Genomic DNA, 25,058 nt, shown 5'->3' on the forward strand with positions numbered 1-25,058 from the left:
CTCATGTATCTCGGCATCGACCTCGGCACCTCGGAAGTGAAGGTGCTGCTGCTGGCCCCGGACGGCACCGTGGTCGGCACCGCGGGCACGCCGTTCGGCGTGTCGCGGCCGCACCCGCGCTGGGCTGAACAGCATCCGGACGACTGGTGGCAAGGCACGCTCGCCGCGCTCGCGGCGCTGCGCGAACGGCACCCCCAGGCGTTCGCGCAGGTGCGCGGGATCGGCCTGTCGGGCCAGATGCACGGCGCGGTGCTGCTCGGCCGCGACGATCGCGTGCTGCGCCCGGCGATCCTCTGGAACGACATGCGCAGCGCCGACGAATGCTCGCTGCTCACCGAACGTGCACCCGATCTGCACGCGCTGGCCGGCAACCTCGCGATGCCCGGCTTCACCGCGCCGAAACTGCTGTGGGTCGCGAAGCACGAACCCGACGTGTTCGCCGCGACCGCGTGCGTGCTGATGCCGAAGGACTACCTGCGCTTTCGGCTCACCGGCGCGAAGGTGTCCGATCCATCTGACGCGGCCGGCACGCTGTGGCTCGACGTCGCGCGCCGCGACTGGTCCGACGCGCTGCTCGCCGCGTGCGACATGACGCGCGAGCAGATGCCGCGCATCGTCGAAGGCAACGCGCCGTCCGGCACGCTGCGCGCAGACGTCGCGCGCGAGCTCGGGCTGTCGGAGGCCGTCGTGGTGGCCGGCGGCGGCGGCGACAACGCGACGAGCGCGCTCGGCATCGGCGCGATCCACGCGGGCGACGGCTTCGTGTCGCTCGGCACGTCGGGCGTGCTGAGCGTGGTCGGCGACCGCTTCATGCCGAATCCCGCATCGGCCGTGCATGCGTTCTGTCATGCGATTCCCGATCGCTGGCAGCTGATGAGCGTCGTGCTGTCGGCCGCGAGCTGCCTGCGCTGGGTCTGCAAGCTGACCGGCACCGACGAGCCCGCACTGCTCGCCGAAATCGAGGCGCTCGACGCGGACGCGCTCGCCACCGCGCCGCTGTTCCTGCCCTACCTGTCCGGCGAACGCACGCCGCACAACGATCCGTTTGCGCAGGGGGTGTTCTTCGGGATGACGCACGCGACCGAACGCGCGCATCTCGGCTACGCGGTGCTCGAAGGCGTGACGCTCGGCCTCGCGGACGGCCTCGACGCGCTGCACACGGCCGGCGTCGAAACCGACCGGCTGTCGCTGATCGGCGGCGGCGCGCGCAGCGCGTACTGGGCGCAGCTGATCGCCGATGCGCTGAACGTGCACACGCGCCAGCACGGCGGCGGCGAAACCGGTGCGGCGCTCGGTGCGGCGCGGCTGGGCTGGCTCGCCGTCGGCGGCGATCCGCATGCGGTGCTGACCAAGCCGCCGGTGCGCGCCGAATACACGCCCGACGCCGCGCGCCATGCGCTGCTGCGCGAGCGCCTCGACGCGTTCCGCGCGCTGTATCGCCACGTACGCCCGCTTTACGAACCGTCGCGCGCGCGGCTCGCGTAAGCGCCGCCGCGGCCGTCGGCCGCGCGCCCGGCATGCGTTACAGTGGATGCCGTCGGCGCCCCTCACGGCCGGCCCGCGGGGGCAGCCCCCAGATCCGAACCGAACCGCTATCGTGTCCAAGTCCTCAGAAAAACTCGATCTCGCCACGCGCGCCGCGTGGCTCTACTACGTCGCGGGCGACACGCAGAATGAAATCGCCGAGAAGCTGCAGGTATCGCGCCCGGTCGCGCAGCGCCTCGTCGCGTTCGCGGTCGAGAAGAACCTGATCCGCGTGCGCGTCGATCACCAGCTCGCCGACTGTCTCGATCTCGGCGCGCAACTGTCGAAACGCTACGGGCTCGCGATGTGCGAAGTCGTGCCGGTCGATGCCGACGCGCCCGAAGCGATCGACCGCAAGCTCGCGGTCGCCGGCGCGCAGGTGATGGAGCGCTACCTGAACGAAACGCGGCCGATGGTGATCGCGGTCAGCAGCGGCCGCACGCTGAAGGCGGCGGTCGCGCAGATCGCGCAGATCGAGCGGCCGCAGCACCGGCTCGTGTCGATGGTCGGCGCGATCGCGGCCGACGGCTCGTCGAACCGCTACGACGTCGCGCAGTACATCTCCGAGAAAACGGGCGGCAAGCACTTCCTGCTGCCCGCGCCGCTATTCGCCGACAGCGACGCCGAGCGCGCGCAATGGTGCAATCACCGTCTGTACCGGATCGTCGATGCGCTGTCGGCGCAGGCCGACGTCGCGTTCGTCGGGATCGGCAACATCGGCCCGCACTGCCCGCTCTACGAGGACGGCTTCATCACCGAACAGGAACGCGACGAGATGACCGCGCTCGGCGCGGTGGCCGAGCTGCTCGGCGTGCCGATCGATGCGCGGGGCAGGCTGGTCGACGTGTCGACGAGCGCGCGCGTGACGAGCGTCGCGCTCGATGCGCCGCCGAAACGTCCGACGATCGCGTTCGCGGGCGGCCCGAAGAAACGCGACGCGGTGATCGCCGCGCTGCGCGGCGGCTGGCTGTCGGGGCTCGTCACCGACGAGACCTGCGCGCGCGCGGCACTCGACGCGAAGGCGGCCTGACGCCGCCAAACACGCATACGGGCGCGCACGGCACCGGGCGCGCCCGTCATTCACCGCACCCAAGCCCCATCCTTAACCTCACCCGACAGCGCACGGCAGGCGCGACGAGCGCGCGCACTGCCTATCGTTCGTGCATATCACGCCGCCTTCGCGTGCGCGCTCAACCGCCGGAACGCATGACCCTGCTCGTCGAACAGATGGCAATGCTCGGGCTGCGCATGCACGTGCAGCGCCTCGCCGGTGCGATACGTGTCGAGCGGCGGAATCCGCGCGATCAACCCGTCCGGCGCGACCGCCGACTCCGCATACAGATACGCGGCATCGCCGAGAGATTCGACGGCCATCGTCCGCGCGGCGACCCCGGTGCCCGCCGCGCCCACCAGCAGGTGCTCGGGCCGCACGCCGACGGTCACGGCCGCGCCGGGCTGCAGCCCCGCCGCATCGACCGCCACGCACTGCGTCTCGCCGCTGTCGAAGCGCACCAGCACGCCGGTCGCATCGGCCGACTCGGCCGTGCCCTTCAGGAAGTTCATCTTCGGCGAGCCGATGAAACCCGCGACGAACTGGTTCGCCGGCGCGTGATACAGCGTGTTCGGCGTGCCGACCTGCTGCACCGCGCCGCCCGACAGCACGACGATCTTGTCGGCGAGCGTCATCGCCTCGACCTGGTCGTGCGTCACGTAGATCATCGTCGTCTTCAGCTCGTCGTGCAGCCGCGCGAATTCCAGCCGCATCTTCACGCGCAGTGCCGCATCGAGGTTCGACAACGGCTCGTCGAACAGGAATACCTTCGGCTTGCGCGTGATCGCGCGGCCGATCGCGACGCGCTGCCGCTGGCCGCCCGACAGCTGCTTCGGCTTGCGCTCGAGCAGGTGATCGATGTGCAGGATCTTCGCGGCCTGCTTCACCGCCTGGTCGATCTCGGGCTTCTTCGCGCCGGCGAGCTTCAGGCCGAACGCCATGTTGTCGTACAGCGTCATGTGCGGATAAAGCGCATACGACTGGAACACCATCGCGATGCCGCGCTTCGCGCTCGGCACGTCGTTGACCTTCGCGCCGTCGATCAGCAGCTCGCCGCTCGAGATGTCCTCGAGCCCGGCGATCATCCGCATCAGCGTGGATTTGCCGCAGCCGCTCGGGCCGACGAACACGACGAATTCGCCGTCGGCGATGTCGAGGTTCACGTTGCGCAGCACTTCGGTGTCGTCGTAGCGCTTCGCGATGTTGCGCAGGAGCACGCTTGCCATGGTCTGTCTCCGTTCGTTCGTGATGCGCCGCGTTCGACGCGGCGCGCAATCGCTCGTGGTGAGGGTCCTAGCCCGGCAGCACCGCGCCCGTCGCCTGCCAGCGCGCGACGTAGCCGGGCAGCTCGTGCATGTCGTCGAATACGTGACGCGCGCCGATCCCGCGCAGTGCGTCGACTTGCGCGGCCGACGCATGCCCGCCGCCGACGAAGCCGAGCACCGTCATGCCGGCCGCGGCGGCCGCGGTGATGCCCGTCACGCTGTCCTCGACGACGAGGCATTGCGCGGGCACCGCGCCGAGCGCGCGGGCGGCCGCGAGATACACGTCGGGCGCGGGCTTCGGCCGCGCGACGGCGTCCGCGCAGAACAGCCGGTCGCCGAAGAAGCGTGCGAGGCCGGTGCGCGCGAGCGCCGTCTCGACATACGCGCGGTAGCTGTTGCTCGCGCACGCCGTCGTCAGACGGATCTCCGCGAGCGCCGCCTCGATCCCGTCGACCACCGGCGCGTTGACGGCCGCCGCCTCGACCGCGCGGCGGATCGCGTCGACGTCGTCGGCCGACAGCGTGCGGCCGACGGCCTCGCTCGCGCCCGCCAGCACGCGCTCGATGCGCAGCCCAAGCAGCGGCATCACGGCCGGCCGCGCGTCGACGCCCGGCCAGCGCGCGTCGAGCTCGCGCACGATCACGTCGGCGGCGACGGCCTCGCTGTCGATCAGCACGCCGTCGCAATCGCAGATCAGCACGTTCAACCCGTGGCCAACCACGCCTTCGCCGGCCGCCGTCATTTGACCGCCCCGAACGTGAGCCCGCGCACGAGCTGCTTCTGCGACAGCCAGCCGACGATCAGGATCGGCGCGACCGCGAGCAGGGAAGCCGCGGACAGCTTCGCCCAGAACAAGCCCTCGGGGCTCGAGTACGACGCGATGAACACGGTGAGCGGCGCGGCGTTCGAGCTCGACAGGTTGATGCTCCAGAACGCCTCGTTCCACGACAGGATCACGAGCAGCAGCGCGGTGGACGCGAGGCCCGGCAGCGCCATCGGCATCAGCAGGTAGACGATCTCCTGCCACGTCGACGCGCCGTCGATGCGCCCCGCTTCGAGGATGTCCTTCGGAATCTCGTTGAAGTACGTGAAGGTCATCCATACCGCGATCGGCAGGTTGATCAGCGTGTACACGATCACGAGGCCCGACACGGTATCGAGCAGCCCCGCGTTCTTCCACAGCAGGTAGATCGGCACGAGCACGCCGACCGACGGCATCATCTTGGTCGACAGCATCCACAGCAGCACCTTCTGCGTGCGGCGGTTCGGGAAGAACGCCATCGCGTAGGCCGCCGGCACCGCGAGCAGCAGCGAGATCGCCGTGACGCCCGCCGAGATCAGCACCGAGTTCCACGCGAAGCTGAAGTAGTTGCTGCGCGCGAACACCTCGCGGAAGCTGTCGAACGTCGGCGCGAAGAACAGCGTCGACGCGTAGGCCTGCTGCTCGGTCTTGAACGCGGTGATCGCCATCCAGAAGATCGGGAAGAACAGCAGCAGCGCGATCAGCCACGCCAGCGCGCCAGGCAGCGCGCGCCGCACGAGGTCGAAGGGCGCCGGCGCGCGCCGGCCTTCCAGAGTCAGGTCGCTCATTTTTCGTACTCCCCTTTCAGGTTGCGCGCGAGCATCCGCACCAGGAAGAACGACACGACGTTCGCGACCACGACGGCGATGATCCCGCCCGCGGACGCGAGGCCGACGTCGAACTGCTGCAGGCCGAGCGCGTAGATCAGGTACGACAGGTTGGTCGTCGCATTGCCCGGGCCGCCGCCCGTCGTCGTGTAGATCTCCGCGAAGATCGACAGCAGGAAGATCGTCTCCATCATCACGACCACGGCGATCGCGCGCTTCAGGTGCGGCAGCGTGATGTAGAAGAACATCGCGATCGGGCCAGCGCCGTCGATGCGGGCGGCTTCCTTCTGCTCCTGGTCGAGCGACTGGATCGCGGTGAACAGGATCAGGAACGCGAACGGCAGCCACTGCCACGCGACGATCATGATCACGGCGGTGAGCGGGTAGTCGGCGAACCAGTCGACCGGCGTCATCCCGAGCGCGCGCATTGCGTTCGCGACGAGCCCGTACACCGGATGGAGGATCATGTTCTTCCAGATCAGCGCGGCGACCGTCGGCATCACGAAGAACGGCGCGATCGCGAGCAGCCGCGCGATGCCCTGCCCGTAGAACTTGCGGTCGAACAGCACGGCCATCAGCACGCCGCCGACCACCGTGATCGCGAGCACCGCGCCGATCAGCACGAGCGTATGCCAGATCGCGGGCAGGAACGACGGATCGGTCGCGAGGAAGCGATAGTTGTCGAGCCCGGCGAAGCCCTTCACGTCCGGGTTCAGCAGGTTGTAGCGCGAGAACGAATACCAGATCGTCATCGCGAGCGGAATCGACATCCACAGCAGCAGCACGGCGACGGACGGCGACACGAGCCAGCTCGGGCCGCCGCGCGCGCGGCGCGGCGCGCCCGGCGGCGACGACGCGTCGCCGACCGACGGCGCGTGGCTCAGGGGAAGACGCAAATGACGCATGATCGGAGTCCCTCCGGTTGAGGCGCGGGCGCGAACGGCCGGCCCGCGTTGTTGCTTCGGCCACGTGCACCGCGCGCGGCGGCGCGCACGGTGCGGGCCGCGTTACTTCTTGTAGCCGGCCTGCCGGACCGCGCGATCGGCGGCGGCCTGCCCGGCGGCCAGCGCCTGGTCGACCGTCGTCTGGCCGGCGACCGCACCCGCGATCGCCTGGCCGACCACCGTGCCGAACGACTGGAATTCAGGAATCCCGACGTACTGCACGCCCGTGTACGGCACCTTCTTCAGCGACGGATCGTTCGGATCGGCCGTCTCGATCGCCTTCAGCACGAAATCCGAGAACGGCGCGGCGGCCTTGTACTCGGGACGCTGGTAGGTCGACGTGCGCGTGCCGGGCGGCACCGATGCCCAGCCTTCGTCCTTGCCGGCCATCTCGATGTACTGCTTCGACGTCGCCCACGCGATGAACTTGCGCGCGGCGTCCTGCTGCTTCGACGTCTTCGGCACGGCCAGCGCCCACGCCCACAGCCAGTGCGAGCCCTTCGGCGTGGCGGCCACAGGCGCGGCCGCGAAACCGATCTTGTCGGCCACCTGCGACTGCTGCTTGTTGTAGAGCATCCCGGCCGCGACCGTCGCGTCGATCCACATCGCGCACTTGCCCGATGCGGTCAGCGTCAGGTTCTCGTTGAAGCCGTTCGAGCTGGCTCCCGGCGGGCCGTCCTTCTTCAGCAGGTTCACGTAGAAGCCGATCGCCTTCTTCCATTCCGGCGACGTCAGCTGCGCATTCCAGTTCTCGTCGAACCAGCGCCCACCGAACGTGTTCACGACCGTCGACACGTACGCCATGTTCTCGCCCCACCCGGCCTTGCCGCGCAGGCAGATCCCGTAGGTGCCCTTCGCCTTGTCGGTGAGCTTGTCCGCGAACTCGGCAATCTGGTCGTAGGTCGGCTGGTCGGGCATCTTGAGCCCCTTCGCCGCGAACAGGTCCTTGCGGTAGAACGTCATCGAGCTTTCCACGTAGAACGGCAGCGCGTAGAGCTGGCCGTTGTACGACAGGCTGTCGCGCGCGGTCTTCACGATGTCGTTCAGGTCGTAGTCGGCGGGCAGCCCCGTCATCGGCGCGAGCCAGCCGCGCTTGCCCCACTGCGGCGTCTCGTAGGTGCCGATCGCCATCACGTCGAACTGGCCGCTGCCGGTCGTGATGTCGGTGGTCGCGCGCTGGCGCAGCACGTTCTCCTCGAGGATCACCCAGTTCAGCTTGATGTCGGGGTTCGCCTTCTCGAACGCCGGCGACAGCTTCTTCAACTCGATCATGTCCGGGTTGTTCAGCGTCGCGATCGTCAGCGTGCCGGCGGACGCCGCGCACGCGGCCGTCGCGAGCGCGGCTCCGGCGAAGCAGCGTGCGGCGGCATCGAGCATCTTTCGTTGCATGGCATGTCTCCTGTGATTGTTCGAACTGTCGTCGGTGTTGCGTATCGTGTTGCGTGCGTATTACTGGTTACGTATTGCGTGTGTCGCGTTGCTGCGTTTCCTGCTCGGACCGTCACGCCGGCCGCTGCATGCCGCACGCGCGCGCATAGTGCGCGATCACCTCGCGGATCCGGTGGCGCACCCACGCGCGCGGTTCCTTCGCGAGGCCGCCCGCGCGGCACGCCGCGTACACGTCCGGCAGCCATTGCGCGACGAGCGTCTCGGGCACCGGCTGCCGCGCGAGATTGTCGAACAGCTGCTCGACCGCCGCCGCGACGGCCGGCTGCAGCCAGTAGTAGCGGATCCGATCGCTGTAGCTGAACTGGCGCGCGAGCCGCTGCTCGGTTTCGTCGCCGCGGTAGTACGGCGCCCAGTGCTCGGGCTGCGCGCGCATCGCGGCGTCGACCACGTCGCGCAGGCGCGAGCGCTGCGCGACGTCGTCGATCAGCGCGTCCTCGATGAAGGTGAGCGCGAACAGCGCCTCGCGCAGCGCGAAGGTCAGCGCGGGGCCGACCTTCAATACCGCGAAGTGGTCGCGCACGAGCGCGGCGAGCGCGTCTTCGGTCTGGTAGTCGGTCGAATGCGCTTCGAACACGAGGCGCGGCGTGCGCAGGATGCTCGCACCGAGCGACGCGGCCTTCGCGCTGTCGTAGTCGAGCACGTGACGATCGTCGAAGTCGACGCCCGGCTGCGCGACGATCGCGACCACGCGGTTCCACGCATCGTCGAGCCCGGCCGCCGCGAATGCGTCGCGGTGCGCATCGAGCGTCGCGGCGATGCTGTCGCTGCGCGTGACCGCGATCCGCGCGATCGCATCGCCATCGCCATCCGCATCGCCGGCCACTTCGCCGCCCGGCGTCGGCACTTCGGTGCCGATCACGTAGACGGGCGCGACGCCGGCGCGCGCCGCTGCATCTTCGGCCGCGCGGCACAGCTCGGCCGCGCGCGCGGCGATCGTCCGGTCGTCGAGCCGCGGCGGATCGTCCGCGCACGCCATGCTCGCATCGAGGTGGATCTTCTCGAATCCGGCTTCGACATACGCGGCGACCATCGCGGCCGCTTCGCGCATCGCGTCGGCCGCGCGGCGGTGCCGCCACGGGTTCGGGCCGAGGTGGTCGCCGCCGAGCACGAGCGCCGATGGCGCAAGCCCGCAACGCTGCGCGATCGCATCGACGTCGCGCCGGAAATCGGCCGGCGTCATGCCCGTATAGCCACCGAGATGGTTCACCTGGTTGCAGGTCGCCTCGATCAGCAGCGGCGAGCCGTCCGCGCGCGCGGCTTCGCACGCGGCCTCCAGTACGAGCCGGTGCGCGCTGCAGATCGAATAGATGCCGCGCTGCGCATCCGCGCGATTCGCATCGAAGATCATCCGCAACACGGCGTCAGCGTGCGCGTGGCGCGGGCGTTCGGCGGTTAAGGTCAGGCCGGACATGCAACACCTCGTTCGGTCAGGAAGCCGTCGATCTCGGCCGCGCTGCTGTTGCCCTCCATCGGACCGCGCCGCGTGACGGCGATCGCACCGGCCGCATTCGCGCGGCGCAGCGCGAGGTCGATCGGCAGGCCCGCGACGAGGCTCGCGACCAGCGTGCCGCCGAAGCAGTCGCCGGCGCCGGTCGGATCGAGTTCGTCGACCGGCCAGGCCGGCGCATCGACGCGGCTCGCACGATCGAATGCAGTGCTGCCGGCCGCGCCGCGCTTGAGCACAACGCGCTCGAGCAGCGGATGCGTCGCGAGCAGCCCCGCGATCGCACGCTCGGCCGGCTGCGGCCCGCAGAAGAACGGCAGGTCGGCCTCGCTCGGCAGGAACAGATGACACGCGGCGAGCATCGCGTCGAGTGCCGCGCGCATCGGTCGAAAGCTCAGCATCTCCGGCCGGACGTTCGGGTCGAACGACACCTTCGCGCCGACGCGCGCCGCTTCGATCACGCCGCGCTGCACCGCCGCGATCGCCGATTCGCTCGTCAGCGACGAGCCCATCACGTGGAAGTAGCGGCAGCCGTCGAATATCGCGGTGTCGACGTCGGATGCGTCGACGCACGCGGCCGCGCTGGTGGACAGGCTGAAGACGAAGCTGCGCGAGCCGTCGTCGCAATACGCGACGAACGCGGTGCCGGTCGGGCGGGCGACGCGGCGGATGCGCGCGACGTCGACGCCGTCGCGCTCGAGCCGCGCGACGATCGCGTCGCCGAACGCATCGCGGCCGACGCAGCCCGCATACGCGACGCGCGCGCCGAGCCGCGCGGCCTGGTCGGCGAAGATCGCCGGCGCGCCGCTCGGAAACGGGCCCGCGAACAGGCCCGGCGTGTCGAAACCCTGGCCGCGCTCGGCGGCGACGAATTCGGCCAGCAGTTCGCCGGCGACCACGATCTCGGCCATCATGCGGGCCCTCGTGCGGCGGCGGCCGCGTTTAGCGACCCCGCCCGAGTTGCGCGTGCGAGCATCGCCACGTCAGCTCATCCAGTTGCCGCCGTCGACGTTCAGCGTCTGGGCGGTGATGTAGTCGGCGTCGGCCGACGCGAGGAACAGCGCGGCGCCCGTCAGGTCGCCCGGCACGCCCATCCGGCCGAGCGGCACGGCCTCGCCGACCAGCCGCTTCTTCTCGCCGGGCGGACGATGCTCGTAGCGCGCGAACAGCGCATCGACCTGCTCCCACATCGGCGTGTCGACCACGCCCGGCGCGATGCCGTTCACGTTGATCCGGTGCGGCGCGAGCGCGAGCGCGGCCGACTGCGTGTAGCTGATCACCGCGGCCTTGGTCGCGCAGTAGTGCGAAACGAGCGCCTCGCCGCGACGCCCTGCCTGCGACGACATGTTGACGATCTTGCCGCCGCGGCCCTGCTCGACCATCCGCTGCGCCACGGCCTGCATCAGGAAGAACAGCCCTTTCACGTTGACCGCGAACAGCCGGTCGAACACGTCCCAGGATTCGTCGAGGAGCGGGCGCATGTCGAACAGCGCCGCGTTGTTGAACAGGATGTCGACGCCGCCGAAGCGCTCGACCGCGGTGGCGACGATCCGCTCGATGTCGTCGCGGCGCGTGACGTCCGCGGTGACGGCCACCGCGCGGCCGGGGCTCGCCTCGATCAATCGTGCGAGCGAACCGCTAGCCGGCTTCACGTCGACCAGCACGCAGCGCGCGCCTTCGTCCAGATAGCGTTGCGCGACCGCCTCGCCGATGCCGCTTGCCGCGCCCGTCAGGATCGCGACCTTCTGTTCCAGTCTCACTGGTTGTCTCCGGTTCGTTCTGCTGCTCGAAGGTCGCGAGGTGAGCGAACGCTCGCTGACCGATCAATTGCTCTGTTAGTGATCGAATGATCGGATACGCGATTCGCGCTGTCAAGGCGATGCGGCGGCTTTCGATGATGCGCTGCGGCAAGGCGGAGCGCCGCGCTGGCTTGTGACCCGCGTCCGGCAAGGCGCGGCACACCGGGTGCGGCGCGGCTGAAACGGCGATGAAGGGGACGCAGCGTATCCGGGGGACGGAATTCGGGCTGCACGCCAAGGAGATACGTTATATCATCGCCATACTTCGTTTTTCATGCCTGCTTCACGCCATGGCCACCTCATCGCCCATCGACGCCCGGCTGTCCCGGGCCGACGCATTCGCCGCCGAGCACGGGCTCGCGTGGACGCCGCTGCGCCGCCAGGTCTACGAACGCGTGCTGGCCGCGCAGCGCCCGATCGGCGCGTACGATCTGCTCGCCGAGCTCGAGCCGCAGCGCGGCCGCGTGCCGCCCACGACCGTCTATCGCGCGCTGGATTTCCTCGTCGAGCACGGCTTCATCCACCGGATCGAATCGAAGAACGCGTTCTTCGCGTGCTGCGAGATCGGCGTGCCGCACGAAGGCCAGTTCCTGATCTGCGATTCGTGCGGCGAGACCGTCGAGATCCCGGGCAGCGACCTCGCGAAGCAGCTGTCCGCGAGCGCGCCCGCGCACGGGTTCGAAGTCCATCACCAGGTCGTCGAGCTGAACGGCCTGTGCGGGCACTGCAAGGGCAAGCCCGCGCATCGCTGACGCCGCCCCGCGCGGCGCTCGGCGCCGCCCCCTTCCAACGAGGAGTTCCATGTCCATTGCCCTGAAGCGCGCGCCACGACGCGCCCTGCCGCTTGTTCGCCTGCTGGCCGCCTCGGCTGCCATGCTGTCGATCGCGGTGCCCGCCTTCGCGCAGGCCGCGACCGTCAACGTGGTCGCCGCCGAGAATTTCTATGGCGACGTCGCCTCGCAGATCGGCGGCCGCCATGTCGCGGTCACCAGCATCCTCAGCAATCCCGATCAGGATCCGCACCTGTTCGAAGCGAGCCCGAAGACCGCGCGCGCGCTGCAGCATGCGCAGGTCGTGATCTACAACGGCGCGAACTACGATCCGTGGATGAGCAAGCTGCTCGGCGCGTCGAAGCAGGCGAAGCGCGCGACGATCGTCGTCGCGGATCTCGTCGGCAAGAAGGCCGGCGACAATCCGCACGTCTGGTACGACCCGGCGACCATGCCGGCCGCCGCGCGCGCGATCGCGGCCGAGCTCGGCCGTGCCGATCCGGCGAACAAGGCCGACTACGACGCGAACCTGCAGAAGTTCGTCGCGTCGCTGAAACCCGTCGACGACAAGGTCGCCGCGCTGCGCGCGCAGTACAAGGGCGTGCCGGTGACGGCCACGGAGCCTGTGTTCGGCTACATGTCCGACGCGATCGGCCTCGACATGCGCAACCAGCGCTTCCAGCTCGCGACGATGAACGACACCGAAGCCAGCGCGCAGGACGTCGCCGCGTTCGAGAACGACCTGCGCAAGAAGCAGGTGCGCGTGCTGATCTACAACAGCCAGGCCGAAGCGCCGATGACCAAGCGCCTGCTGAAGGTCGCGCGCGACGGCGGCGTGCCGAGCGTGAGCGTCACCGAGACGCAGCCGGCCGGCAAGACCTTCCAGCAATGGATGGCCGGCCAGCTCGACGCGCTCGCGGCCGCGCTTTCCGCCAGCAAGAAATGATCGACGCAACGACATGAGCCCCACTCCCCACGCACTCGCACTCGATCGCGTCACGCTCGAACTGGGCGGCCGCACGATCCTGCGCGACGTCAGCTTCTCGATCGAACCCGGCGAATTCGTCGGCGTGCTCGGGCCGAACGGCGCGGGCAAGACGACGCTGATGCGCGCGGTGCTCGGCCTCGTGCCCATCTCGGGCGGCACGCTGTCGGTCGGCGGCGTGCCGGTCGTGCGCGGCAACGCGTCGATCGGCTACATGCCGCAGATCAGGAGCGGCCTCGCGAATCGCCGGATGCGCGGCTACGACTTCGTCGCGATGGCCGCCGACGGCCATCGCTGGGGGCTGCCGCACCCGAACGCGGCGACGCGGCGCGACGTCGAGCGCGTGCTCGAGCTCGTCGGCGGCGCGGCGCTCGCGCGCCGGCCGCTGTCGGAGCTGTCGGGCGGCGAGCGGCAGCGGCTGCTGCTCGCGCAGTGCCTGCTCGGCAGCCCGAAGCTGCTGCTGCTCGACGAGCCGCTGATCAGCCTCGACCCGAACCACCAGCGCGGCGTCGTCGAGCTTGTGCGCAACGTGCAGCGCGAGCTCGGCATCACCGTGCTGTTTTCCGCGCACGAACTGAATCCGCTGCTGAACGCGCTCGACCGCGTGCTGTATCTCGGCAACGGCGTCGCGGCGCTCGGCACCGTCGACGAGGTGATCACCAAGCCGGTGCTGTCGCGACTCTACGGCTCGCCGATCGACGTGATGCGCGTGAACGGCAAGATCTTCGTGATGTCGGGCGACGTCGAAGTCGAGAAGCACGACCACGAACACGAGGACGACGACGGCCACTCGCACGGCGGTGGCGGCGGCCACGGCCATCACCACCACGGACACGCTCATCCCGGGCATTCGCACGATGTTTGAATACGACTTCATGATCAACGCGTTCGCCGCGTCGGGGATCGTCGCGGTGCTCGCGGGCATCGTCGGCTACTTCCTGGTGCTGCGCGGACAAACCTTCGCCGGCCACGCGCTGTCGCACGTCGGCTTCACCGGCGCGACCGGCGCGGTGCTGCTCGGCATCTCGCCGATGTGGGGGATGGTCGGCTTCACGCTCGCGGCCGGCATCGGGATGGGCGCGCTCGGCGAACGGCTCGCGGGCCGCGACGTCGCGATCGGCGTGGTGCTGTCCGGCGCGCTCGGCTTCGGGCTGCTGTTCCTGCACTTCTACACGTCGTTCGCGACGCAGGTCACCGCGCTGCTGTTCGGCAACGTGCTCGCGGTCAGCCGCGACACGCTCGCGGTGCTGGCCGGCATCGGCGCGGTGAGCCTCGTCGCGCTCGCACTGATCGCGCGGCCGCTGCTGTTTGCGTCGCTGCAGCCCGAACTGGCCGAAGCCAAGGGCGTGTCGCTGCGCACGGTGTCGATGCTGTTCCTCGCGGTATGCGCGCTCGCGGTGGCCGCGGCGACGCAGATCGTCGGCGTGCTGCTGGTGTTCACGCTGCTGGTCGGGCCGGCCGCGGCCGCGCAGAACGTGTCGACGCGGCTGTCGACCGGCGTGCTGCTCGCCGCGTTGTTCGCGCTGTTCGAAGCGTGGCTCGGGATCACGCTCGCGTATCATACCGACTGGCCGACGAGCTTCTGGATTACGGCGTTGTCGGCGATTGTGTATGGGGCGAGTTTGTTGCGCAGGACATGATGGCGTGCATGCCGATCGGCGTTATGTGATGGCGTGCCACGCGCATAGGCCCGTTGCCGCGAGCATCAGCAGCCCGACCCACGGTTTGGCACCGGCGGCTGCGGATTTCGCGAGCAGCACGACTTGGGCCGCCGCAACGGCAATCAGCAGTACGTAGGCGACAAGCGCCCGGTCGCCCGCTTCGTCCTGGATCGTTCCGATCGCAATGGATGGGTCGACTTCGTGCATCCATGCGTACTTGTTCCCGGCGATTGCGACGACGACGAGCAAACCGATGACGCATGCGACATGAATGGCGAAGCGGAAGAGACGAGTCATATTCGCGTCCTGAACATTACTGCACGAGCCGGGTGAAACGCGGCCAATGTGTAGCGATGAAATTACCGTAACTGGTATTTTGCTTGATCTGATCGAGCGATAATCCGCTTCCTCGATTGTAGCGAGCACCGAAAATGCGAATCTGATCCATCGAAAACGGATACTGGAATCCGTCGCGTTTCGCCAATTGGCGGAGATGTCGCGCAACGAGGTCGATATTGAAGACATCGCGTTGAAGGCAGTGCGCCAAACTCCGGAATTGCGACGCTGACATTGTCGACGGGGCCATTCCGAGTGTTTGTGCGGCCGTACGAAGCTGCATGCTGAGCGGACCAAACGATGTCATCGCCGGATGGCGGGTGAGCGTCAGATGCTCGTCGACGACTGGCGGACCGCTCCAGTCGAACGTGCGGACTTCGAATGCCATGCGATCGATGAATTCAGGGTCCCCGCCCACCTCGATCCAACATACGCCCGCGAGCATTTCCTGCGGTAGACGGTTTCGCCCCGCTGCTGCTCGGATATGCAACCTGTTGTGCCTGACCCAGGCATCCTTGAACATCTGGATGTACTTGACACCACCACCCCATCGTTCAGGTACAAGTTTCCACGCAAACAGATTGATCACCCCCCAGCTCGGGGAGTCGTTCGATACCTCGCAAATGGTGCCGCCCATCCAGATCGAAGCCTCGCTCAAGTAAATTTCACCGTGACAAAATCGGCGTTCATTATTCTGCGAGTTGATTCGATATCCTATAGAAGCAGTACGAATTTCGGCTGCCCGGTATATTTCCAGGTATGTAATCCGTAGCGAGGGGACCGCCACGTCGCCCGCTGGGGCACAACGACGTGGCGTCAGAGACGGCTCACTTCACAAGCACGCGCGCATGATGCGCGATGTGATCGGCGATGAACGTCGAGATGAAGTAGTAGCCGTGGTCGTAGCCCGCGTGTCGGCGCAGCGTCAGCGGCTGGCCGGCCTTCGCGCATGCGGCTTCGAACACGTCGGGGTTTAGCTGGTTCGCAAGGAACTGATCGGCGAGACCCTGGTCGACGAGGATGCCGTCCGCGAACTTCGGCGCATCCGCGCGCGCGACGAGTTCGCTCGCGTCGTGCTGCTTCCACGCGTCGCGATCGGCGCCGAGGTAGCCCGAGAATGCCTTCTCGCCCCACGGGCAGCGCGTCGGCGCAGCGATCGGCGCGAACGCCGACACCGACCGGTACAGGTCGGGATGGCGTAGCGCAAGCGTCAGCGCGCCGTGCCCGCCCATCGAGTGGCCGAAGATCCCGAGCCGCGCGCCGTCGATCGGCAGCTCGGCCGCGACGAGTTCGCGCAGCTCGCCCGTCACGTACGACTCCATCCGGTAATGCGTCGACCACGGCGCTTGCGTCGCGTCGACATAGAAGCCCGCGCCGACGCCGAAATCCCACGCATCGGCCTCGCCCGGCACGTCCGCGCCGCGCGGGCTCGTATCAGGCATCACCAGCGCGAGGCCGTGCTGCGCCGCGTACTGCTGCGCGCCGCCCTTGATCGCGAACGTCTCCTCGGTGCACGTGAGCCCCGCGAGGTAGAACAGCGCCGGCACGCGGCCGTGCGCCGCCTGCGGCGGCAGGTACACCGAGAACTTCATCGGCAGGCCGATCGCCTTCGAATCGTGGCGATAGAAGCGTTGCTCGCCACCGTGGCAAGCATGCGAAGAAACGAGTTCGAGCATGGGGTTCCCTTCCGTTCAATACAGCACGATCGGGCGAATCGATTCGCCCGTCTTCATCGAGTCGAAGCCGTCGTCGAGCTTCCCGGGCGGCAGCGCGTGCGTGTCGGGCCAGGCCGTGCCGCGCGACACGGCGAAACCGTGCCCGCCATGATCAGCGATCCCGCCGCCCGTCGCGTGCGCGAAACAGTCGCCGGCTTGCCGCGATGCGTCACCGCCGTCGCAACAGGACAAGTGCCCGAGTTTAAACGCCGGTCGTGAACCACGCATCCGTTCGCGCATACAGATCGACGAAACGCGCATGGCGCGCGGCCAGCGCGCGATCGTCGCGTGGCGCGGCCACCGGCGACGCAGCCGGCGCCAGCGTGCGCAACGCATCTTCGCGCCAGTGTCCGATCGCTACGCCCGCGAGCAGCGCGGCGCCCCGCGTCGCGGCGTTCGGGCAATCGACCGCGTCGAGCGAGGTGCCGAGCGCATCGGCGAGCAACTGGCGCCAGCGCGGATCGACCGAGCCGCCGCCGGCAAGGCGCAGCGTCGTCACCGGATCGGCCGGGTTCGCGTCGCGGATCGCATCGAGCCCCGCGCGCAACGCGAACGCGACGCCTTCGAAGGCGGCGCGCATCATCGCGCCGCGCGTGTCACCGAGCCCGAGACCGAGCCAGCCGCCGCGCGCATCAGGATTCATCCACGGCGAGCGCTCGCCCGTCAGGTACGGCAGGAAGCAGAGCCGCTCGGACGGCGGCTGCGCGAACGCGTCGTCGTACGCCGCCGGCCAGCCGTCATAGCCGAGCCAGCCGCGCACCGCCTCGAGCGCAATGCCGACGTTCTGCATCGCGGCCATCGTGTAATAGCCGCCGCCGGCCGCCGTGCGATAGCGATGCAGCCCGCGCCGCGCGGGCGGCAAGCGATCGGCGAGCACGACGATCTGGCCGCCGCTGCCGGTGGTCAGCAGCGCGTCGCTGGCCGCGACGAGCCCGCTGCCGAGCGCCGCGCACGCGGTATCGGCCGCCCCCGTCGCCAGCGGCACGCCGGCCGGCAGCCCGAGTGCCGCCGAGGCCGTCGCGGCGAGCACGCCGCAGCGCGCGCTCGACGGCTGCACCGGTGCGAAGCGGTCGGCCGGCAGGCCCAGCGCGTCGATCAGCGCCGTATCCCACGCGCCGTCCGGCGTCGCGAGCGCAGTCGCGCACGCATCGCTCGGGTCGGCCGCGACGTCGCCGCCCAGTGCGATGCGCAGCCAGTCCTTCGGCTGCACGGCCCAGCGCGCGGCACGCAGCGCCTGCGGTTCGTGTGCGGCGAGCCAGCGCAACAGCGGGCCCGCCATGCCGGGCGCGACGGGATTCGGTGCGACGGGCAATCCGGCGACGGGCACACCGGCGACGGGCAATCCGGCGCCCGGCCAGTCGGCCGCGTCCGCTTCACGCACCGCGCGCGTGTCGGGCCACAACAGCGCGGGCCGCACCGGCTGTCCGGCCGCGTCGATCAGCACGACGCCATGCATCTGGCCGGAGAAGCCGATCGCGGCGACCTGCTCGCGCTCGGCGGCCGGCAGCCGCGCAGCGGCGCGCACGAGCGCCTGCCACCACACGTCGGGCGCGATTTCGGCCCAGCCGGGCTGCGGCGAAGACAACGCATAGGGTTCGCTCGCAACCGCGCGCTCGACGCCGTCGGCATCGAGCGTGACGAGTTTGACGGAGCCGGTACCGAGGTCGATTCCGAGCAGGCGCATGGCTGAATGGCGTAGTCGAGTAAACGGATGTCGATGATAGCGGGATCGCGGCACACGCCCCCGATTTGCGCCGCGTTTGCCGCCGCGGTAATGCGAAAACGCGGCCGCGCGCGGCGGGCTTCACGAGGCTGCATCTTGCGCGTGAAAACGGCCGCTCGCGGGTTAACCCGGCGCGATTTTTCGCAGGTCGTTTTTGCCACTATGCCGTCGCGCCGATACACACCATAAAGCCGACGATATTTGACATGGGGGCCCGCACTATTTTGAAGGGCTATAAAACCGGGGAACCTCACTCCAGCGGTGTTTCCCGATGATCTTCCCCCTGTTGCATGCCGAACCGGCATATCGAACCTGCAAAGAGCGGAATAGAACCCAGTGCTCTTGTTGCGATGGTGCATTCCGCATAACTTCGTACCACCCCGAAAACAAGATCATGGAGTGAGACAGATGCAATCGAACACGGTCCATCCGTGCGATGAGGTGCTGCCGACCGGCAAGCTTGTAACGCTTGGTCTCCAGCACGTCCTCGTCATGTACGCCGGCGCCGTCGCAGTGCCGCTTATCGTCGGCGGCGCGCTGAAGCTGCCGAAAGACCAGATCGCGTTCCTGATCAGCGCCGATCTGTTTTCGTGCGGCATCGCCACGCTGATCCAGACGCTCGGCCTGTGGATCTTCGGGATCCGCCTGCCCGTCATCATGGGCTGCACGTTCGCCGCGGTCGGCCCGATGATCGCGATCGGCACCAACCCCGGCCTCGGCATTCTCGACATCTTCGGCTCGACCATCGCGGCCGGCATCATCGGCATCGTGCTCGCGCCGATGATCGGCAAGCTGCTGCGGTTCTTCCCGCCGGTGGTGGTCGGCACCGTGATCGCGGTGATCGGGCTGTCGCTGATGGAAGTCGGGATCAACTGGGCCGCCGGCGGCGTCGGCAACCCCGAATACGGCAGCCCCGTCTACCTCGGCCTGTCGCTGCTCGTGCTCACGCTGATCCTGCTGATCAACAAATTCGGCCGCGGCTTCCTCGCGAACATCTCGGTGCTGCTCGGCATCGTCGCCGGCTTCGTGATCGCGTTTGCGGTCGGCCGCGTGAATACCGACGGCGTGGCGCTCGCGCCGTGGGTCGGCTTCGTGATGCCATTCCACTTCGGCATGCCGCACTTCGACCCGCTGTCGATCGCGACGATGGTCACGGTGATGTTCGTCACGTTCATCGAATCGACCGGCATGTTCCTCGCGGTCGGCGACATGGTCGATCGTCCGGTCAACCAGGACCGCCTCGTGCGCGGCCTGCGCGTCGATGGCCTCGGCACGCTGATCGGCGGCATCTTCAACTCGTTCCCGCACACGTCGTTCTCGCAGAACGTCGGCCTGATCGGCGTGACGGGCGTGAAGAGCCGGTACGTCTGCGCGACGGGCGGCGTGATTCTCGTGCTGCTCGGCCTGTTTCCGAAGATGGCGCAAGTCGTCGCGTCGGTGCCGCCGTTCGTGCTCGGCGGCGCGGGCATCGTGATGTTCGGGATGGTGGCGGCCAACGGCATCAAGGTGCTGTCGAAGGTCGACTTCGTGAACAACACGCACAACCTGTTCATCGTCGCCGTGAGCGTCGGCATGGGCCTCGTGCCGGTCGTGTCGCCGCACTTCTTCTCGAAGCTGCCGCCCGCGCTCGCACCGATCCTGCACAGCGGCATCCTGCTCGCGTCGGCCTCCGCCGTGATCCTGAACATCGTGTTCAACGGCGTGAAGGGCGAGAAGGACGCGCGCTGCGAGATCCGCCGCGCAGGACATGACTTCGACGGGCGCCCGGCCGACGTGCATCACTGATCGGTCCGCGCCGGACGCCCGGCGCGACACGGCAAACGAAAAACGCCACGGCAAGCCGTGGCGTTTTGCTTTGCTGCGGAGAACCGCAGCGGGGATGATGGTAATGCGGTGATGGCGATGCGGTCGCGACAAACCGGCCGCCCAAAAAGAAACGCCACGGACTTTCGTCCGTGGCGTTGTCGCATCCGGGGACCGCGACTTCAGCGAACCGGTGCGGTCGCCCGCCCCTGCCCGCCGTCGTGCTTACCCGTTCGTCGCGGCCGCCGACGCAGGCGCCGGTGCGGCCGCCTTGTCGTAGTCGACCGTCTGGTCCGGCGCACGCGGCGTCTCGCCGGCTTGCTGGATCCACCCGCCGCCCAGTGCGCGGTACAGGTCGACCAGGTTCGTCCAGCGGGCCAGACGCGCGTTGATCAGCGACTGCTGCGCGGTGTACAGATCGGTTTGCGCGGTCAGCACCGACAGGTAGCTGTCGACCCCGTTCTTGTAACGCAGGTCCGACAGATCGAAACGACGCTGCTGCGCGTGCTCGTTGCGCTGGAGCGCGGCGATCTGCTGGTCGTACGTGCCGCGTGCCGCCAGCCCGTCCGACACTTCGCGGAACGCCGACTGGATCGCCTTCTCGTAGTTGGCAATCTCGATGCGCTTCTGCACGTTCGCGAGGTTCAGGTTCGCGATGTTCTGCCCGCCCTCGAAGATCGGCATCGTGATCTGCGGCGCGAACGACCATGCGGCCGTCCCGGCCTTGAACAGCCCGCCGAGCGTCGGGCTGCCGGTGCCGAACGCGCCCGTCAGCGAGATACGCGGGAAGAACGCCGCGCGTGCCGCGCCGATGTTCGCGTTCGCGGCCAGCAGCGTCTGCTCGGCCTGCATCACGTCGGGGCGACGCGTCAGCAGGTCCGACGGCAGGCCGGCCGGCACGTCCGTCAGCAGGTTCTGCGCGTCGAGCGGCATGCCCGCGGGCAGATCGTCCGGCAGCGGCTCGCCGATCAGCAGCACCAGCGCATTCAATGCCTGCGCACGCGCGCGCGCCTGCGCCTGCTGGTTCGACAGCGCCTGCTCGACCACCGTCTGCGCCTGACGCAGCTCGAGCTCGGAGCCCGTGCCGTTGTCGAACTGCAGCTTGGTCAGGTCGTACGACGCCTGCGCGGTCTTCAGCGTGTTTTCCGTGACCTTCAGCAGGTCGTCGGTCGACAGCAGCGTCAGGTACTGATCCGCGACCTGCGACACCAGCGAGATCTCGGTGGCCTGCCGTGCATACGACGTCGACAGGTACTGCGCGAGCGCCTGGTCCTTCAGGCTCTGCACGCGGCCGAACAGGTCGAGCTCCCACGACGCGGACAGGCCGACGTTGTAGGCGCGCGAGATGTACGGCGCACCGGTCTGCGAAAGGCCCTGCGGCACGCGCTGGATATTGCCGGTGCCGGTGCCGTCGAGCGTCGGGAACAGGCCGGCGCGCGTGATCTGGTACTGCGCGCGCGCCGCCTCGATGTTCAGCACCGCGACGCGCAGGTCGCGGTTGTTCTTCAGCGCGATCTCGATCAGCCGCTGCAGGCGCGGATCGACGAAGAATTCGCGCCAGCCGATGGCGGTCGCCGCCTGGCCGTTCGCGCTGCGCGCGCCGGCAGCACCCGGCTGCGTCGCATAGACGCCGTCGGCCGGGTACGCCTGCGCGACGGGTGCGTCGGGCCGCTTGTAATGCGGCGCCATCGTGCAGCCCGTGGCAAGGAGCGCGACCGCGATTGCAGTCAAAGCGTGTTTTTGCATCATCACTGTCCCTTGTTGCCTTCGTCGCCGTTGCCCGGCTTCTCTTCGTGGTGCGAGTGCTCCTGAGCCAGGCGCAGCGCCTCGTCGACGTCTTCCTTCTCGCCGCTGAAGATCGCGCGAATCTTCACGAAGAACATCGGGATCATGAAGATCGCGAGGAACGTCGCCGTGATCATCCCGCCGATCACGCCCGTGCCGATCGCGTGCTGGCTCGCCGAACCCGCGCCGTTACTGATCGCGAGCGGCATCACACCGAGAATGAACGCGAGCGACGTCATCAGGATCGGACGCAGCCGCAGGCGCGCCGCTTCCAGCGCGGCCTCGATCGGCCCCATCTTCTCCGTCATCTGCAGTTCGCGCGCGAACTCGACGATCAGAATCGCGTTCTTCGCGGACAAGCCCACCGTGGTCAACAGGCCGACCTGGAAGAACACGTCGTTCTCGAGGCCGCGCATCGTCGCCGCGAGCAGTGCGCCGACGACGCCGAGCGGCACCACCATGATCACCGAGAACGGAATCGACCAGCTTTCATACAGCGCCGCGAGACACAGGAACACGACCAGGATCGAGATCGCATACAGGATCGGCGCCTGCGAGCCGGACTGGATTTCCTGGAACGACAGGCCGGTCCACGAATAGCCGATACCGACCGGCAGCTTCTTCGCGAGCCCTTCCATCGCGGTCATCGCCTGACCGGTCGACTTGCCCGGTGCGGCCTGACCCTGGATTTCCATCGCCGACACGCCGTTGTAGCGCTCGAGCTTCGGCGAACCGTACGTCCAGTGACCGGTCGCGAACGCGCCGAACGGCACCATCCCGCCCGACCCGTTGCGCACGTACCAGACGTTCAGGTCTTCCGGCGTCATCCGGAACGGCGCGTCCGACTGCACGTACACCTTCTTGATCCGGCCGTCGGTATCGAGGAAGTTGTTCACGTACTTCGACGCCCACGCGATCGAGAACGTCTGGTCGATCGCCTCCGCCGTCACGCCGAGCGCGTTCGCCTTCTCGCGATCGATGTCGACCTTGTACTGCGGCGTATCGTTCAGCCCGTTCGGACGCACGCCCTGCAGCGTCGGGTCCTTCGCGGCCATCCCGAGCAGCTGGTTACGCGCGGCCATCAGCGCGTTGTGGCCGAGACCGGCGTTGTCCGTCAGCTCGAAGTCGAAGCCGGCGGCCGTGCCGAGTTCCGGAATCGACGGCGGGTTGAACGGGATCACCATCGCGTCCTTGTAGCCCGCGTAGCGGCCGAACATCCGGCCGATCAGCGCCTGGACCTTCTGGTTCGCGTGCTGACGCTGCGAGTAGTCCTTCAGTCGCACGAACACCAGACCGGAGTTCTGGCCGCGGCCGGCGAAGCTGAAGCCGTTGACCGTGAACGCCGATTCGACGATTTCCTTCTCGTCCTTCAGCAGGTAGTCGGAAATGTTCGCGAGCGTGCGCGCGGTCGTTTCCTGCGTCGAACCCGACGGCGTCTGCACGATCACGAACATCAGGCCCTGGTCTTCATCGGGCAGGAACGACTTCGGCAGGCGCACGAACAGCAGCCCGACCGCGACGATCACGACCAGATAGATGATGAGCCAGCGGCCCGAGCGCTTGATCACGTGGTGCACGCCGACGTGGTACTTCTCGCGGCTGTTGTTGAACGTGCGGTTGAACCAGCCGAAGAAGCCCTTCTTCTCTTCGTGATGGCCCTGCGGGATCGGCTTGAGGATCGTCGCGCACAGGGCGGGCGTCAGAATCAACGCGACCAGCACCGACAGCACCATCGCCGACACGATCGTCAGCGAGAACTGACGATAGATCGCGCCGACCGAACCGCCGGAGAACGCGACCGGCACGAACACCGCGGACAGCACGAGCGCCACGCCGACGAGTGCGCCGGTGATCTGGCCCATCGCCTTGCGGGTCGCCTCCTTCGGTGACAGCCCCTCTTCCGCCATCACGCGCTCGACGTTCTCCACCACCACGATCGCATCGTCCACCAGCAGGCCGATCGCGAGCACGAGGCCGAACATCGACAGCGTGTTGATCGAGAAGCCCACCATCGACATGATCGCGAACGTGCCGAGCAGCACCACCGGCACCGCGATCGTCGGGATGATCGTCGCCCGCAGGTTCTGCAGGAACAGATACATCACGAGGAACACGAGCACGATGCCTTCGAGCAGCGTCTTGACCACTTCCTCGATCGACAGCTTCACGAACGGCGTCGTGTCGTACGGATACTTCACGACGAGGCCGTGCGGGAAGAACGGTGCGAGCTCGTCGATCTTCGCGCGCACGGCCTTCGCGGTCGCGAGCGCGTTCGCGTTGGTCGCGAGCTGGATACCGAGTGCCGCGGTCGGCTGACCGTTGTACTTCGTGTCGAAGTTGTAGTTTTCGCCGCCGAGCTCGATCTTCGAGACGTCCTTCAGGCGAACCTGCGAGCCGTCCTGGTTGACCTTCAGCAGGATGTTGCCGAACTGCTCGGGCGTCTGCAGCAGCGTCGATTCGGTGATCGTCGCCTGCAGCACGGTGCCCGGCTTGGCCGGCGTGCCGCCGATCTGGCCGCCCGCGATCTGCACGTTCTGCGCGGCGATCGCGCTCGACACGTCGACCGGCGTGAGGCCGTAGTTCGTCAGGCGGGTCGGGTCGAGCCAGATCCGCATCGCGTACTGCGAGCCGAACAGCGTGACGGTACCGACGCCGTTCAACCGGCTGATCGGATCCTTCACGTGCGACGCCACGAAGTTCGCGAGGTCGTACTTGTTCATGCTGCCGTCTTCGGAGTTGAAGGCGAGCACCAGCAGGAAGCTGCTGCTCGACTTCGTCACCGACAGACCGAGCTGCTGCACGACCTGCGGCAGAACCGGCGTCGCGAGCGACAGCTTGTTCTGCACCTGGACCTGCGCGATGTCGGCGTTGGTGCCCGGCGCGAAGGTCAGCGTGATCGTCGCGTTGCCCGAGTCGTCACTCGTCGACGACATGTACAGGAAGTTGTCGAGACCGCTCATCTGCTGCTCGATCACCTGCGTCACCGTGTCTTCCACGGTCTTCGCGGAAGCGCCCGGGTAGTTCGCGGTGATCTGGATCGATGGCGGCGCGATCGTCGGATACTGCGAGATCGGCAGCGTGAAGATCGCCGCGACCCCGGCCAGCATCAGGATGATGGCGATCACCCACGCGAAGATCGGGCGATCGATAAAAAACTTTGCCATGAAACAGGCTC

22 protein-coding genes are annotated in these 25,058 nt (G+C 68.1%); 8 read left to right on the forward strand and 14 right to left on the reverse strand.

Features of this window, described 5'->3' with window-relative positions; translation table 11 throughout:
• Window positions 1-3 precede the first annotated feature (3 nt).
• Window positions 4-1,485 (forward strand): xylulokinase, encoded by a 1,482-nt coding sequence (gene xylB / locus FFI87_RS13575; protein WP_138847239.1) that lies wholly within the window; start codon window positions 4-6, stop codon window positions 1,483-1,485.
• Window positions 1,486-1,597: 112 nt separating this feature from the next.
• Entirely contained in the window at window positions 1,598-2,554 is a 957-nt protein-coding gene (locus FFI87_RS13580; RefSeq protein ID WP_105786265.1) for a sugar-binding transcriptional regulator, read from the forward strand.
• Between the two features lie 137 nt (window positions 2,555-2,691).
• Here FFI87_RS13580 and FFI87_RS13585 read toward each other — a convergent pair whose 3' ends face one another.
• From FFI87_RS13585 to FFI87_RS13620, 8 genes are all read right to left on the reverse strand, one after another.
• Window positions 2,692-3,801 (reverse strand): ABC transporter ATP-binding protein, encoded by a 1,110-nt coding sequence (locus tag FFI87_RS13585; protein ID WP_138847238.1) that lies wholly within the window; start codon window positions 3,799-3,801, stop codon window positions 2,692-2,694.
• Between the two features lie 67 nt (window positions 3,802-3,868).
• Window positions 3,869-4,582 carry an HAD family hydrolase gene (locus tag FFI87_RS13590; protein WP_138847237.1) on the reverse strand — a complete coding sequence of 238 codons (714 nt, stop codon included), beginning with the start codon at window positions 4,580-4,582 and terminating at the stop codon, window positions 3,869-3,871.
• Window positions 4,579-5,430: a carbohydrate ABC transporter permease gene (locus tag FFI87_RS13595; RefSeq protein ID WP_138847236.1), complete on the reverse strand. Its 852-nt coding sequence runs from the start codon at window positions 5,428-5,430 to the stop codon at window positions 4,579-4,581. The genes FFI87_RS13590 and FFI87_RS13595 overlap by 4 nt, the downstream gene beginning before the upstream one ends.
• Window positions 5,427-6,374 (reverse strand): carbohydrate ABC transporter permease, encoded by a 948-nt coding sequence (locus FFI87_RS13600; RefSeq protein WP_006759345.1) that lies wholly within the window; start codon window positions 6,372-6,374, stop codon window positions 5,427-5,429. The genes FFI87_RS13595 and FFI87_RS13600 overlap by 4 nt, the downstream gene beginning before the upstream one ends.
• Before the next feature lie 102 nt (window positions 6,375-6,476).
• Window positions 6,477-7,802, reverse strand: coding sequence for an ABC transporter substrate-binding protein (locus tag FFI87_RS13605; protein WP_011657786.1), 1,326 nt, complete (start codon window positions 7,800-7,802; stop codon window positions 6,477-6,479).
• 112 nt (window positions 7,803-7,914) lie between these two features.
• Window positions 7,915-9,273 carry a D-tagatose-bisphosphate aldolase, class II, non-catalytic subunit gene (locus FFI87_RS13610; protein ID WP_138847235.1) on the reverse strand — a complete coding sequence of 453 codons (1,359 nt, stop codon included), beginning with the start codon at window positions 9,271-9,273 and terminating at the stop codon, window positions 7,915-7,917.
• On the reverse strand, window positions 9,261-10,217 hold the full coding sequence (locus FFI87_RS13615; RefSeq protein ID WP_138848462.1) for a sugar kinase: 957 nt from the start codon (window positions 10,215-10,217) through the stop codon (window positions 9,261-9,263). The genes FFI87_RS13610 and FFI87_RS13615 overlap by 13 nt, the downstream gene beginning before the upstream one ends.
• A 72-nt stretch (window positions 10,218-10,289) precedes the next feature.
• Complete coding sequence (locus tag FFI87_RS13620; RefSeq protein ID WP_012364583.1) at window positions 10,290-11,066, reverse strand: L-iditol 2-dehydrogenase; 777 nt, start codon at window positions 11,064-11,066, stop codon at window positions 10,290-10,292.
• A gap of 329 nt (window positions 11,067-11,395) precedes the next feature.
• On the opposite strand from FFI87_RS13620, the gene FFI87_RS13625 reads away from it, so the two are divergent.
• The 4 genes from FFI87_RS13625 to FFI87_RS13640 are packed head-to-tail and all read left to right on the forward strand — an operon-like array spanning window position 11,396 to window position 14,500.
• Window positions 11,396-11,857, forward strand: coding sequence for a Fur family transcriptional regulator (locus FFI87_RS13625; RefSeq protein WP_011657790.1), 462 nt, complete (start codon window positions 11,396-11,398; stop codon window positions 11,855-11,857).
• Between the two features lie 49 nt (window positions 11,858-11,906).
• Entirely contained in the window at window positions 11,907-12,821 is a 915-nt protein-coding gene (locus FFI87_RS13630) for a metal ABC transporter solute-binding protein, Zn/Mn family (RefSeq protein ID WP_138847234.1), read from the forward strand.
• A gap of 13 nt (window positions 12,822-12,834) precedes the next feature.
• Window positions 12,835-13,725, forward strand: coding sequence for an ABC transporter ATP-binding protein (locus tag FFI87_RS13635; RefSeq protein WP_138847233.1), 891 nt, complete (start codon window positions 12,835-12,837; stop codon window positions 13,723-13,725).
• Window positions 13,718-14,500 (forward strand): metal ABC transporter permease, encoded by a 783-nt coding sequence (locus FFI87_RS13640; protein ID WP_138847232.1) that lies wholly within the window; start codon window positions 13,718-13,720, stop codon window positions 14,498-14,500. Before FFI87_RS13635 ends, FFI87_RS13640 begins: the two co-directional genes overlap by 8 nt.
• A gap of 21 nt (window positions 14,501-14,521) precedes the next feature.
• On the opposite strand, the gene FFI87_RS13645 is transcribed toward FFI87_RS13640, so the two are convergent.
• The 3 genes from FFI87_RS13645 to fghA form a co-directional block, all read right to left on the reverse strand.
• The gene (locus tag FFI87_RS13645; protein WP_138847231.1) at window positions 14,522-14,770 is read right to left on the reverse strand and encodes a hypothetical protein; all 249 of its coding nucleotides are present in this window, start codon (window positions 14,768-14,770) and stop codon (window positions 14,522-14,524) included.
• Window positions 14,771-14,834: 64 nt separating this feature from the next.
• Entirely contained in the window at window positions 14,835-15,515 is a 681-nt protein-coding gene (locus tag FFI87_RS13650; protein ID WP_249177220.1) for a hypothetical protein, read from the reverse strand.
• A gap of 169 nt (window positions 15,516-15,684) precedes the next feature.
• Window positions 15,685-16,533: an S-formylglutathione hydrolase gene (gene fghA, locus FFI87_RS13655; RefSeq protein ID WP_138847230.1), complete on the reverse strand. Its 849-nt coding sequence runs from the start codon at window positions 16,531-16,533 to the stop codon at window positions 15,685-15,687.
• Between fghA and FFI87_RS34470 the strand changes: the two genes are divergently transcribed.
• Entirely contained in the window at window positions 16,532-16,684 is a 153-nt protein-coding gene (locus tag FFI87_RS34470) for a hypothetical protein (protein WP_175710781.1), read from the forward strand. The two genes, fghA and FFI87_RS34470, sit on opposite strands and share 2 nt — an antisense overlap.
• Before the next feature lie 90 nt (window positions 16,685-16,774).
• Here FFI87_RS34470 and FFI87_RS13660 read toward each other — a convergent pair whose 3' ends face one another.
• Entirely contained in the window at window positions 16,775-18,256 is a 1,482-nt protein-coding gene (locus FFI87_RS13660; RefSeq protein WP_138847229.1) for a xylulokinase, read from the reverse strand.
• A gap of 447 nt (window positions 18,257-18,703) precedes the next feature.
• On the opposite strand from FFI87_RS13660, the gene FFI87_RS13665 reads away from it, so the two are divergent.
• Entirely contained in the window at window positions 18,704-20,080 is a 1,377-nt protein-coding gene (locus FFI87_RS13665) for a nucleobase:cation symporter-2 family protein (RefSeq protein WP_011657796.1), read from the forward strand.
• A gap of 243 nt (window positions 20,081-20,323) precedes the next feature.
• On the opposite strand, the gene FFI87_RS13670 is transcribed toward FFI87_RS13665, so the two are convergent.
• Window positions 20,324-21,847 (reverse strand): efflux transporter outer membrane subunit, encoded by a 1,524-nt coding sequence (locus tag FFI87_RS13670; RefSeq protein ID WP_138847228.1) that lies wholly within the window; start codon window positions 21,845-21,847, stop codon window positions 20,324-20,326.
• Window positions 21,847-25,047: an efflux RND transporter permease BpeB gene (bpeB, locus tag FFI87_RS13675; RefSeq protein WP_012364596.1), complete on the reverse strand. Its 3,201-nt coding sequence runs from the start codon at window positions 25,045-25,047 to the stop codon at window positions 21,847-21,849. The genes FFI87_RS13670 and bpeB overlap by 1 nt, the downstream gene beginning before the upstream one ends.
• Between the last annotated feature and the right edge of the window lie 11 nt (window positions 25,048-25,058).

Origin of the sequence: Burkholderia sp. KBS0801 (genome assembly GCF_005937855.2) — a bacterium.
Classification (GTDB): Bacteria; Pseudomonadota; Gammaproteobacteria; order Burkholderiales; family Burkholderiaceae; genus Burkholderia; species Burkholderia ambifaria.

Excerpts from the sequence above, each read along its gene's own strand:
- xylB (WP_138847239.1), top strand. The coding sequence starts at position 4 with ATGTATCTCGGCATCGACCTCGGCACCTCGGAAGTGAAGGTGCTGCTG.
- FFI87_RS13585 (WP_138847238.1), bottom strand. The coding sequence starts at position 3,801 with ATGGCAAGCGTGCTCCTGCGCAACATCGCGAAGCGCTACGACGACACC.
- FFI87_RS13590 (WP_138847237.1), bottom strand. The coding sequence starts at position 4,582 with ATGACGGCGGCCGGCGAAGGCGTGGTTGGCCACGGGTTGAACGTGCTG.
- FFI87_RS13595 (WP_138847236.1), bottom strand. The coding sequence starts at position 5,430 with ATGAGCGACCTGACTCTGGAAGGCCGGCGCGCGCCGGCGCCCTTCGAC.
- FFI87_RS13600 (WP_006759345.1), bottom strand. The coding sequence starts at position 6,374 with ATGCGTCATTTGCGTCTTCCCCTGAGCCACGCGCCGTCGGTCGGCGAC.
- FFI87_RS13605 (WP_011657786.1), bottom strand. The coding sequence starts at position 7,802 with ATGCAACGAAAGATGCTCGATGCCGCCGCACGCTGCTTCGCCGGAGCC.
- FFI87_RS13610 (WP_138847235.1), bottom strand. The coding sequence starts at position 9,273 with ATGTCCGGCCTGACCTTAACCGCCGAACGCCCGCGCCACGCGCACGCT.
- FFI87_RS13615 (WP_138848462.1), bottom strand. The coding sequence starts at position 10,217 with ATGGCCGAGATCGTGGTCGCCGGCGAACTGCTGGCCGAATTCGTCGCC.
- FFI87_RS13625 (WP_011657790.1), top strand. The coding sequence starts at position 11,396 with ATGGCCACCTCATCGCCCATCGACGCCCGGCTGTCCCGGGCCGACGCA.
- FFI87_RS13630 (WP_138847234.1), top strand. The coding sequence starts at position 11,907 with ATGTCCATTGCCCTGAAGCGCGCGCCACGACGCGCCCTGCCGCTTGTT.
- FFI87_RS13635 (WP_138847233.1), top strand. The coding sequence starts at position 12,835 with ATGAGCCCCACTCCCCACGCACTCGCACTCGATCGCGTCACGCTCGAA.
- FFI87_RS13640 (WP_138847232.1), top strand. The coding sequence starts at position 13,718 with ATGTTTGAATACGACTTCATGATCAACGCGTTCGCCGCGTCGGGGATC.
- FFI87_RS34470 (WP_175710781.1), top strand. The coding sequence starts at position 16,532 with ATGGGGTTCCCTTCCGTTCAATACAGCACGATCGGGCGAATCGATTCG.
- fghA (WP_138847230.1), bottom strand. The coding sequence starts at position 16,533 with ATGCTCGAACTCGTTTCTTCGCATGCTTGCCACGGTGGCGAGCAACGC.
- FFI87_RS13660 (WP_138847229.1), bottom strand. The coding sequence starts at position 18,256 with ATGCGCCTGCTCGGAATCGACCTCGGTACCGGCTCCGTCAAACTCGTC.
- FFI87_RS13665 (WP_011657796.1), top strand. The coding sequence starts at position 18,704 with ATGCAATCGAACACGGTCCATCCGTGCGATGAGGTGCTGCCGACCGGC.
- FFI87_RS13670 (WP_138847228.1), bottom strand. The coding sequence starts at position 21,847 with ATGATGCAAAAACACGCTTTGACTGCAATCGCGGTCGCGCTCCTTGCC.
- bpeB (WP_012364596.1), bottom strand. The coding sequence starts at position 25,047 with ATGGCAAAGTTTTTTATCGATCGCCCGATCTTCGCGTGGGTGATCGCC.